At 65.9% G+C, this 11,689-nt stretch carries 5 protein-coding genes; 3 read left to right on the top strand and 2 right to left on the bottom strand.

What is annotated here, in order from left to right; translation table 11 throughout:
- Positions 1-69: 69 nt before the first annotated feature.
- The 3 genes from B4I46_RS14720 (at position 70) to B4I46_RS14710 (ending at position 5,390) form a co-directional block, all read left to right on the top strand.
- Positions 70-936 carry a formylglycine-generating enzyme family protein gene (locus B4I46_RS14720; RefSeq protein ID WP_286900796.1) on the top strand — a complete coding sequence of 289 codons (867 nt, stop codon included), beginning with the start codon at positions 70-72 and terminating at the stop codon, positions 934-936.
- A 36-nt stretch (positions 937-972) separates the two neighbouring features.
- Positions 973-2,622: a cyclic peptide export ABC transporter gene (locus tag B4I46_RS14715; RefSeq protein ID WP_058541855.1), complete on the top strand. Its 1,650-nt coding sequence runs from the start codon at positions 973-975 to the stop codon at positions 2,620-2,622.
- Positions 2,623-2,912: 290 nt separating this feature from the next.
- On the top strand, positions 2,913-5,390 hold the full coding sequence (locus tag B4I46_RS14710) for a TonB-dependent siderophore receptor (protein ID WP_043863163.1): 2,478 nt from the start codon (positions 2,913-2,915) through the stop codon (positions 5,388-5,390).
- 59 nt (positions 5,391-5,449) lie between these two features.
- Here the strand turns inward: B4I46_RS14710 and B4I46_RS14705 are convergent, their stop codons facing one another.
- Positions 5,450-6,400, bottom strand: coding sequence for an alpha/beta hydrolase (locus B4I46_RS14705; RefSeq protein ID WP_054915659.1), 951 nt, complete (start codon positions 6,398-6,400; stop codon positions 5,450-5,452).
- A 66-nt stretch (positions 6,401-6,466) separates the two neighbouring features.
- Positions 6,467-11,689, bottom strand: a 5,223-nt coding sequence (locus tag B4I46_RS14700; RefSeq protein WP_286900727.1) for a non-ribosomal peptide synthetase, incomplete at its 5' end; no start/stop codon positions are given.

Below are 11,689 nucleotides of genomic sequence, written 5' to 3'. Positions count from 1 at the left end.
CTTTCATCTTGTAGCCAACAGCTGACGGAACCTGCCATGCCTCACCATCGTTCAACCCCGTACCCGCGCATGTCGCGCACCCTTGCACAGCTGTCGTGCAGTGCCGCGCTCGGCCTGGCACTGTGCGCGGGCGCCCAGGCGGCAGATTCCCCTCGCCAGCCGGGCCAGGTATTCACCGACTGCAAGGACTGCCCCGAAATGGTGGTACTGCCCGCCGGCAGCTTCACCATGGGCACCGAGCCCGGCGAGACCGGCCGTGAGGACGACGAAGGGCCGCTGCACACCGTGACCTTCGCCAGGCCCTTTGCCATCAGCCGCTACCAGGTCACTGCCGGCGAGCTGGACGCCTACATCCGCGAAACCGGGGTGAAGATCGCCGACGGCGACACCCGACCCGGGCGCGCCTGCACCGCCAGCAAGCCGACCTACAAACAGGGTCCGCGCCAGCCAGCGGTGTGCGTCAGCTACTTCGACGTGCAGGACTACGCCCGGTGGCTGTCGAAAAAGACCGGCCACACCTACCGCATGCTCAGCGAGGCCGAGCGTGAGTACGGCGCACGCGCCGGCTCGCGCGGACCGTTCCCGTTCGATGACAACGACGAAAAAAAGTACAGCATCGCCCGGCACGCCAACACCTACGGGCCTGCCGACGGCTACTCGTACACCTCCCCGGCAGGCAGTTTCCCGCCCAATGCCTTCGGCGTGTACGACATGCACGGCAACGTCTACGAGTGGGTCGCCGACTGCCTCAACACCAGCTATGAAGGCGCCCCCGCCGACGGCAGCGCGTGGCTGACCGGCAACTGCGACATCCGCATCATGCGCGGCAATGACTGGGGCGAGGCGCCGGTGTTCTCGCGCTCGGGCAACCGCAACAGCCGCGCCCCCGATGTACGCGGCGACTACCTGGGTTTTCGCGTTGCCCGCGAGCTCTGACCGCCCCCTCAACCACGTGTGATTCGGGAGACTCGAATGACCAGCAAACCTCGCGGGGCCATCAGTGAACTGTTCGGCCTGCTCAAACCCTTCTGGCCGCTGGTAAGCCTGTCGATCGGCCTGGGCATGCTCGGCGGCCTCAGCGTCACCGCGCTGCTGGCCACCATCAACAGCGCCCTGCACAACGAAAGCGGCCTCACCCAGGGGCTGGTGCTGGGCTTTGCCGGGCTGTGCCTGATGGCCCTGCTCAGCACCATCCTGTCCGATATCGGCAGCAACTACGTGGGCCAGCACATCATCGCCAGGCTGCGCCGCGAACTGGGCGAAAAGGTCCTGGCTGCGCCCATCGACCAGATCGAACGCTACCGCAGCCATCGGCTGATCCCGGTACTGACCCACGACGTCGACACCATCAGCGACTTCGCCTTCGCCTTCGCGCCACTGGCGGTGTCCCTCACCGTGACCCTGGGCTGCCTGGGCTACCTGGCGAGTCTGTCGTGGCCGATGTTCCTGGTGATGCTGGTGGCCATCGGGCTGGGCACCACGATGCAGTTCGTCGCCCGCGCCTGGGGCATGCGCGGTTTCGAGGCCGCGCGTGAAGCCGAGGACGACCTGCAAAAGCACTACAACGCCATTGCCGAGGGTGCCAAGGAACTGCGCATCCACCGCCCGCGCCGCCAGCGCATGTTCCTGCACGGCATCCGCAACACCGCCAACCGCATCTGCGACACGCAGATCCGCTCCATCAACACCTTCGTGATCGCCAAGAGCCTGGGCTCGATGCTGTTCTTCGTGGTCATCGGCCTGGCGCTGGCCTTGCAGTCCTGGTGGCCCAGCGCCGACAAGACGGTGATGAGCGGCTTTGTGCTGGTGCTGCTGTACATGAAGGGCCCGCTGGAGCACCTGATCGGCACCCTGCCGATCATCAGCAAGGCACAGATCGCCTTCCGCCGCATTGCCGAGCTGTCCAAGCAGTTCTCCTCCCCCGAGCCCCACCTGCTGCTCGACGACCAGAGCCAGCCGGCCACGCCGCTGCATAGCCTGGTCCTGAATCAGGTGAGCTACAGTTTCGCCCCGGTGCCGGGCAGCGAGCCATTCCGCCTGGGCCCGGTGAACGTAAGCATCCAGCAGGGCGACATCGTGTTCATCGTCGGCGAGAACGGGTGTGGCAAGACCACCCTGATCAAGTTGCTGCTGGGCCTATACGCGCCGCAGTCGGGCAGCATCGAGCTCAATGGCCAGGCGGTGACGGCGGCCAACCGCGATGATTATCGGCAGATCTTCACCACCATCTTTGCCGACTACTACCTGTTCGACGACGTGATCCAGGGTGACAAGCCGGTGCCCGAGGATGCTGCGCGCTACCTCAGACGACTGGAGATCGACCACAAGGTCAGCATTCGCGATGGCGTGTTCAGCACCACCGATCTGTCCACCGGGCAGCGCAAGCGCCTGGCGCTGGTCAGTGCCTGGCTGGAAGAGCGACCGGTGCTGGTGTTCGACGAATGGGCGGCCGACCAGGACCCGACCTTCCGGCGAATTTTCTACACCGAGCTGTTGCCTGACCTCAAGCGCCTGGGCAAGACCATCATCGTCATCTCCCACGACGACCGTTACTTCGACATTGCCGACCAGCTGATCCGTTTGCACGCCGGCAAGGTCGTGAGCGAACTGCAGCCGGCCTGAGCAAACCTGCCTGCCACAGGCCAGGTGCGTTGCAGCAGGTGGAGAAGCCGGCCTTGCCGGCTCCCACATCGGTTGCAACGCGCCACGGCCTGAAACCAGCGCTGCCACCCCCCTGCGCTAAATCCCGCCCCGCCCACTTCGTCTGACAGCTAGATGCCATCGCCTGAAAGGCAATGAGAAGTTTTTTTATTTCCGGTTTTTCAGCGGTCACGCGTCTTACCCACATTCGAAAAAAACTGCTGACACTTACCTTCCCAACCACTTGAGCCAACCAAGACAAGAGCATCGCCATGCCAACACGACACTGCTTGCAGCCCCTGACCACTGCGTTGCGCCTGCGCCACGCCTTCAAAGCCACGTTGCCCGCGGTCGGGCTGGGCATGGCGTTCACCCTGGCCGCACAGGCGCAGACCCAGGAGTGGCAGCTGGACATCCCCGCCGGCCCGCTTGGCCGCTCGATCCAGGAACTGAGCCATCAGACCGGCCTGCAGATCCTGTTCAACCCCGAAGAGATCAACGGCCTGCACGCGCACGCCGTCAAGGGTCGCTACCCGCTTGAAGAAACGCTGCAGATCATGCTTCAAGGCACCGGTGTGCGCTACAGCGTGCAGGACAACGCCATCTACTTCAGCGGCGCACGCTCGGGGGCCGATGCCGACCAGATCAACCTGGAACCGTCGCTGGTGTCAGGCAAGTTCACTGAATCGGCGTGGGGGCCGGTACAGGGATATGTCGCCAAACGCAGCGCCACCGGAACCAAGACCGACACCTCGATCCTGGAAACCCCGCAGACCATCAACGTGGTCACCCAGGACGAGATGACCGCCCGCGGCGCCCTGTCCGTCACCCAGGCACTGCGCTATACCCCCGGCATCCAGGTCGAGGGCTTCTCGGCACGGGTCAAGGCCTTCGATGAACCCACCTCCCGCGGTTTCAGCCCCACGCCGATGTATCTGGACGGCCTGCACCTGCCCTATGGCGGCGGCAGTACCGGCGGTGCGCTGCAGGTCGACCCCTACCTGCTCGAACGGGTCGAGGTTCTCAAGGGCCCCGCCTCGGTGCTGTACGGCCAGAACCAGCCCGGCGGCATCGTCAACATGGTCTCCAAGCGCCCCGGTGTCGAGCCCATCCACCAGGTGGTGCTGGGTACTGGCAGCTATGATCGGCGCTACGGCGCATTCGACTTCGGCGGCAAGCTCGACGAGCAAGGCACCTTCCTGTACCGCCTCACCGGCCTGGCCAACGACAGCAACTCCGAAGTCGACTATGCCGAACAGAAGCGCATGCTGCTGGCCCCCAGCTTCACCTGGAACATCAACGACGACACCAGCCTGACCTTCTACGGCCAGTACCAGAAAGACAACGACGTGCCCGAGCCCCAGGGCCTGCCGGCAGTGGGCACGGTATTCAAGAACCCCAACGGCAAGCTCGATCGCAACACCTTCATCGGCGAGCCCGGGCTCAACGCCTACGACCGTGAACAGTACGTCTTCGGCTACGAGCTGACCCACCAGATCGACGATGTCTGGAGCCTGCGCCAGAACGCGCGCTACGCCTACGTCGATGACCGCTTCGCCGCAGTGCTGCACGGCTACAGCTTCATCGCCAACCCCGCCACGGGGGTCAACAACCAGCGCTACACCGACCGCTACGCCATCGACTGGAAGCAGACCAACAAGGTCTTTGGCATCGACAACTCGGCCCAGGCCGTGTTCAACACCGGCGACGTCAACCACACCGTGCTGCTGGGCCTGGACTACTACCACTTCAACTCCAAGTTCCTCGGCCGCTACGACCGCAACCCGCCAGGCATCGACCTCTACGACCCGCACTACGGCCAGCCGCTGGACTTCAGCCAGGCAGCCGCCAACCCCTGGGACGACACCATCACCCAGACCGGCGTCTACGTTCAGGACCAGCTGAAATGGAACCGCTGGTTCCTTACCCTGGGCGGGCGCTTCGACTGGGCCAAGATCGATTACGACCACCCGCTGTACGTCAAGCCCTCCACCACCCGCGATCAGCAGTTCTCCGGCCGCGCAGGCTTTGGCTACCTGTTCGACAACGGCATCACGCCCTACTTCAGCTACTCCGAATCGTTCCAGCCGGTGGCCGGCACCGCCAACGTGGACGGCAAGACATTCGAGCCTTCCACCGGCAAGCAGTACGAAGTGGGCATCAAATACCAGCCGCCAGGTTCTGACAGTTTCATCCAGCTCTCGGCCTACCAGATCGACAAGAAGAACGTGCTGACCAGCGACCCGGCCAACCCCGGCTTCAACAACCAGGCCGGCGCCATGCGTTCGGTGGGCTTTGAACTCGAAGGCAAGGCGGCGCTGACCGACAACCTCAACCTGATCGCCTCGGTATCACGGGTCGACGCCGAGTTCACCAAGGACAACGATGGCCTCAAAGGTCGTCATCCGGTCGGCGTATCGCCGCTGACCGCCTCGGCCTGGGTCGACTACCAGATGCCGGCAGACACCGCCCTGGTCGGCCTCGGCTTTGGCGTCGGAGTGCGTTATGTGCGCAGCAGCCCGGGCACCAGCTATGCCTGGAGCGAATTCAACGTCCCGTCGTTCAACGTGTACGACGGCATGATCTCCTACGACCTGGAACGCTCCCCGTTGCACATCAAGGGCGTGAAAGTGCAGGCCAACGTGGAGAACCTGGACAACAAACTGTATGTCACCCGCTGCAGCGGCATGTTCGAGTGCACCTACGGCCAGGGCCGCACGGTGACCGCCAACCTGACCTACGACTGGTAAATCGACACCCACGAAAAAAGGCGCCTCGGCGCCTTTTTGCGTTGAGCAGCCCGCGGACCTCAGGCCGATTGCAGCCAGTGCTCGACCTCGGCATAGATCCCCGCGACCCGCGACGAAATCCCTCCCATGCGCAGGAAATCGTGGGTCAGGCCCTGTTCCACCCGTAGCGTCACGTCGGTGCCCGAGGCCTGAAGGCGCTGGGCATAGGCCTGCCCCTCGTCGAACAGCGGGTCGTATTCGGCCAGGCTGACATAGGTACGGATCATCGGCTCGGCGTGCCCGGCCAGCAACGGCGAGGCGCGCCAGTCGCCGCGCAGGGCCGGGTCGGGGCAGTAGTGGGCGTAGAACCAGCGCAGGGTCTGGCTCTCGAGCAGGTAGTCCTCGGCATAGCGCCGATGCGAATCACGCTCGCGGGTAATGTCCGTGACCGGGTAGAACAGCAACTGCGCACTGGGCGCAAGCCGGCACAGGCCTTGCTGTGCGCTCAGTGCCAGCACCGTGGCCAGGGTAGCACCGGCGCTGTCGCCCGCCACACTGATCCGCCGGCTGTCGATAGCCAGTGATGTCGCCTGCGCCGCCAGCCAGTCGGCGGCATCCAGCGCATCGTTGACCGCCGTAGGGTAAGGGTGCTCCGGCGCCAGCCGATACCCCAGCGCCAGCACCGCATGGGTACCGCTGCTGGCCAGGCGCCGGCACACCGCATCATGCGAGTCCAGGCTGCCAACCACATTGCCACCACCATGAAAGTACAGGATCGCCGGTTGCAGGCCGGGGCCACGTCGAGCATGCCGGTACAGGCGCAGCGGCACCGCCTGGGCATCGCGGCTCGGTACACTCAGCTCGACCACCTGCAGGTCGCCTGGCGGCGCAGGGTCCAGGATGCCCGAGGCCGAGGCGAAGTCGCTGCGCGCCTGCGCTACCTGCAGTTCATGCATGGGCCGGGTCTTGCCGCTCAGGCGTCCCAGTTGAACCAGCTCGAGGAAACCTTCCAGGTCAGGGTCCAGGGCCATCTTCTTTTATCCTTGCCAATCAGTGAACAGAAATGAAAAACCGCCCCGATCGAGGGGCGGCAGGGCTCAGCCAGCAACAGTCAGGTCGTCGGTCAGTCGTCGGCCCAGGCTGGCCAGCCAGTCCGGATGCCTGAGGATGTCGTAGTGGCCGGCGGCGATGGCCAGGTCCTCGACGCTGCCGTCGATGCGTACCCCCTCGGCACGAGCACCGGCCCACCAGCAGCAGGCACCCGCGGCTGTCAGCGGCAGCTGGTTCAAGCGCGTCGACAGCGCCTTCAGGTGCATGGCCACGGCAAAGGTGTGCGCCAGCTCCGCGCTCTCGACCTCGGCAAATGCCGAGCTGGGCAGCCCTGCACGCACGCTGTCGATCAGCGCGTGCAAGGTTGCCACCTGCGCACCGGCCGGCACTGCGGGCAATGCCAGATCCGCCTTCGCTGCCTGCAGCACCACGCCCAGGAAGCTTCGCAGATCCTCGCCCCAGTCAGTGTCCGGCTGCGCCGGCGAGGACGTCGGGATGAAGCTGTCGACCAGGCCAAGGAACGTCACCTGCTGCCCCTGGCTTTCCAGCTCCTGGGTCACCAGACTCGCCAGCGCACCGCCCAACGACCAGCCCAGCAGCCGGTACGGGCCCTCGGGCTGTTTCTGGCGAATGTACTGGGCATAGTCGATGGCCATCGACTGCAGCGATTCGTCCACCCAGCCAGGGTCCAGCAGCATGCGGCACTGCAGGCCGTAGACGCTGCAGCGCCCCTCCAGGCGGCGCGCCAGCGGCTCGTAGTCGAACACCGTACCGAAGCCGGCATGCAGGCAGAACAACGCAGGTCCGTGCTCGACCGGGGTGTTGAGCAACAGCAGCGGGTCGAGGTTCTGCTCCTGCAGTGTCGAATAGCCGGACAACTCGCCAATCGTCGGCCCGGCCATCACATCGCGCAGCTTGAGTTCGATGTCCAGGTCGGCGCAGGCGCGCACCCTGGACAGCATCTTCAGCACACGCAGCGAGTCGCCCCCCAGCTCGAAGAAGTTATCGTCGATACCCACGTTGTCCACTTCCAGCACGTCCTGCCAGATGCTCGCCAGCGTGCGCTCCAGCGCATTGCGCGGTGCACTCCGGGGCCGGCTGGCCAATTGCGGGGCCGGCAAGGCATTGCGATCGAGCTTGCCATTGGGCGTCAACGGCAGGGCCGGCAGCAGCATGACATGGGCCGGCACCATGTAGTCGGGCAACTCGCTGCGCAGCGCCTCGCGCAGTTGCTCCACGCCAGCGGCCTGGGCCGTGGTCACGACGTAGGCCAGCAGTTGCTTGCTGCCCTGGGTGTCACGTGCAATCACCACCGCTTCACGCACCCCCGGCTGATTGCGCAAGCGCGCTTCAACTTCGCCCGGCTCGATACGAAAACCGCGAATCTTGACTTGGTTGTCCAGGCGCCCCAGGTAATCGATCACCCCGTCGGCGCGCCGACGCACACGATCACCGCTGCGGTACAGACGGGCACCGGCGGCGAACGGATCGGCCACGAAGCGCTCGGCCGTCAGGGCCGCGCGGCGGTAGTAGCCGCGCGCAACCCCCAGGCCGCCGATGTACAACTCACCGGCCACGCCATCGGGCAGCGGGTTGAGGTCTTCGTCCAGCACATACAGCGTGCGCTGGCCCACCCGCTCGCCGATCGGTGCATACACCGCCTCGCACTGCCCGCTGGCCGGCACCTTCCACAACATCGGCGTGACCACCGTCTCGGTCGGCCCGTAACCATTGACCAGCCACTGCGGACGCAGCACCCGCTTGACGTCTTCGAACAGCGCTTGCGGCACGGCATCGCCGCCAAAGCAATAGACGCGCACCGGTGGCGCCGGCAGGTGCTGACGCTCGGCGCACTCCACCAACTGCTGCAGGTAGGCCGGCGGGAAGCACGCGATATCGATGCGCTGTGCCCCAAGCACCTGCAAGGTTTGCTCGGCGGTCCACAGGTGGTTGTCACGCACCACCAGGCAGCCACCGGCCTGCAGGGTCGACAGCCAGCGCTCCTGCGCGCCGTCGAAGGCAAACGACATGAACAGCAGTTCGCGGGTCTTCTCGCTCATTTCGTAGCGCTCGGCAATCGCGCGGCAGTGCATGCGGATCTGCCCGTGGCTGACCGCTACCCCCTTGGGCTTGCCGGTCGAGCCGGAGGTGTAGATCAGGTACGCCAGGTTGTCCGGCTGCACTACCACCTGCGGGCAACCGCCCGCCTGGCCATGCAGGTCCAGGCGGTCCAGTTCCAGGGTGCAGGCCACGCCGGCGAAGCGCTGGCTCAGCGAGCTGTGGGTCAGCAGCAGGTGCATGCCCGAGTCCTCGACGATCCAGGCCAGACGCTCCTGCGGGTAGTCGATATCCAGCGGCACATAGGCCGCGCCACTCTTCATCACCGCCAGGAAGGCAACCAGCGTGTGCACCGAACGCTCGAGGGCGATGCCTACGCAGGTTTCGGCACCCGCACCCTGTGCCAGCAGGTACTGCGCCAGACGGTTGGCCCGCTCATCGAGCTGGGCATAGCTCAGTTGCTGGTCGGCGCAGATCACCGCAATAGCGTCGGGGCGCCGACCGGCGTGGGCCGCGATATCGTCTGCCAGCAACCCAGGGGCCGCGACAGGCAGTGCTGCCAGCTCGTTGCGCCTCTGCAGAAGCCGCGCCTGCGCCGGGGTCAGCATGTCCAGGCTGCCCAGCGTGGCCTGCGGGTTGTCCAGCATTGCCCCGAGCAGGCGTTCGAAGTTGCCCAGAATGGCTGCGGTGGCCGCCTCGGTAAACCGGTTCTGCAGGTACAGGAACTCGACTGTCAGGGTCTGGCCCAGGTTCACCGCAAGGTCCATGGCGTAGTTGGTCACGTCACGGGTACTGGCCTGGCCGAACTGCAGGTCGTTGTTGCTGGTTTCCTGCAGGCGCTCGTCCACCGGGTAGTTCTCGAACACCACGATGCTGTCGAACAGCGCCTGGCCCGGTCGCCCGGCCCAGCGCTGCACATCGGCCAGTGCCGCATGCTCGTGATCACGCAGTTCCAGGTTGTGCCCCTGCAACTGGGAGAGCCAGTCGCTGACGCGCTGGTGCGGCTGCGGGGTCTGCACTACCGGCAGGGTATTGATGAACAGCCCAAGCATCTCGTCGGCACCCGCCAGCGTCGCCGGGCGCCCGGCAACGGTGGCGCCGAAGCACACGGTGCGCTGCCCGGTATAGCGCTGCAACAGCAGCAGCCATGCAGCCTGCACCAGGGTGTTCGGGGTCACCCGCAGGTGCTGGGCCTGGGTGCGCAGGTGCTCGGTGCGTGCCTGGTCCCAGCGCAGGTACAGCGCCGCGTGGCCGCCCAGCCCCGCGTCCGGCTGCGGGGCCACGTTGTCGGCCAGCAACGTGGGGCCTTCCAGCTCGGCCAGGTGGGCGCGCCAGAACTGCTCCAGTTGCCCTTGCGACTGGCGTCCCAGCCACTCGATGTAGTCACGGTAGCGTCCCACCCCGGTGTCGCTCGCACGGCCGTGGTACGCCATGAACACCTCGGCGAACAGCCGGGAGCTGCTCCAGCCATCCATCAGGATATGGTGGCAGGTCCACAGCAGGTGACTACGCTGCGCGTCGAGCCTGACCAGGGTCAGGCGCAGCAAGGGTGCCGTGGCCAGGTCGAAGCCTTCGCCAGCGTCCGCCGCAGCCAGCGCCTCGAGGTCCGACGGAGCCACCTGGCGGTCGCGCCAGTCGAGCAGACGCACAGGCAGCTCGGCGTGGCGATACACCACCTGCAACGGCTCGGCCAGTTGTGACGCGGCGCAGAAGCCGGTGCGCAGAGTCTCGTGACGAGCCAGCACGCTGCCCCAGGCCGCAATGAACCGGGCACTGTCCAGGCCATCGACCGATACCGCGATCTGGTTGATGTACAGCGCCGTCTCGGGGGCCTGCAGGGTATGGAACAGCATGCCCTGTTGCATCGGCGACAGCGGGTAGATGTCTTCGACATCGCCCAGCGCTACCGGCAGGCTGTCCAGTTGTGCCTGGGTCAGCCTGGCCAGCGGGAAGTCCGAAGGCGTCACGCCAGCCGTATCGTGTGCAATGCAATGCGCAATCAGCGCCTGGAGTTCAGCGGTATAGGCCTGGGCCAGAGTCTGGATGCTGGATTCGGCGAACATCCGATGGCTGAAACTCCAGCTCAGGGTCAACTCGCCGCCATACACCTGGCCGTTGATCGACAACCAGTTGCCCAGCGGTGCTTCGGAGCTCTGGCTGTCACCGGCAGACTCGCGGGCCGGGGTGAAGAACCCGCCCTCCCCCTGCTCGTCGGCAAAGCTGGCGTCGAACTGGCCCAGGTAGTTGAAGGTGATGCGCGGTAGCGGCAGTGCGGCCAGGGCTTCACGGGCCTGCGCGTCGCCCAGGTAGCGCAGTGCGCCGAAACCGATGCCCTTGTCGGGTACCGCGCGCAGTTGCTCCTTGATGCGTTTGATCGAGCCGTCGAGGCTGTCGACGGGGCTGAGCCTGACCGGGAACATGCTGGTGAACCAACCCACCGTGCGGGTCAGGTCGATGTCGTCGAACAGTTCTTCGCGACCGTGGCCTTCAAGCTGGATCAGCACCTCATCGCGCCCGGTCCAGCGCGCGATCACCCGCGCCAGGGCGGTCAGCAGCAGGTCGTTGACCTGGGTGCGATAGGCGGCCGGGGCCTGCTGCAGCAACTGGCGGGTGGTGGCCTGATCAAGCCGCGTCTGCGCCCGGGCCATATGCACGTTCTGCAGCGATCCCTGCGGGTTGTCGCAGGGCAGGTCGGCACTGGCGCCCGCCAGTTCGCTGCTCCAGTAGGCCAGTTCACCTTGCAGGTCGGCCGCGTGCGCCTGCAGGCGCTGCGCCCAGGCCTGGGTCGAGCTGGTCTTGGGTGGCAGGTTCACCACCTGGCCGGCGGCCAGTTGGGTGTAGGCGCTCTGCAGGTCTTCGAGCAGAATGCGCCACGACACGCCATCCACCACCAGGTGGTGGATGGCCAGCAACAGGCGCTGGCTGCCATCGGGCAGCGTCGCGAGTACCGCGCGCAGCAGCTCGCCGCGCTCAAGGTCAAGGCTGCGCTGGGCCGTGTCGCACAGTGCCTGCAGCGCATCGACATCATCCAATGTCCGGGTCCACAGCGCCTCACCTGCTGCGGTCGGAGCGCCATACTCTGCCGCCCACGCGCCATCGGCCTGCCGGGTGTAGCGCAGGCGCAGGGCATCGTGGTGGGTCAGCAGCGCTTGCAGGGCCTGATCCAGCACGGGCGCCTTCAGCGCCTGAGCGGGCCTGAGCAGCAGCGCCTG

It is taken from the genome of Pseudomonas sp. UBA7500 (assembly GCF_002478435.1).
Taxonomy (GTDB): Bacteria; Pseudomonadota; Gammaproteobacteria; order Pseudomonadales; family Pseudomonadaceae; genus Aquipseudomonas; species Aquipseudomonas palmensis.
This window is presented reverse-complemented; position numbering and strand designations above follow the sequence as displayed.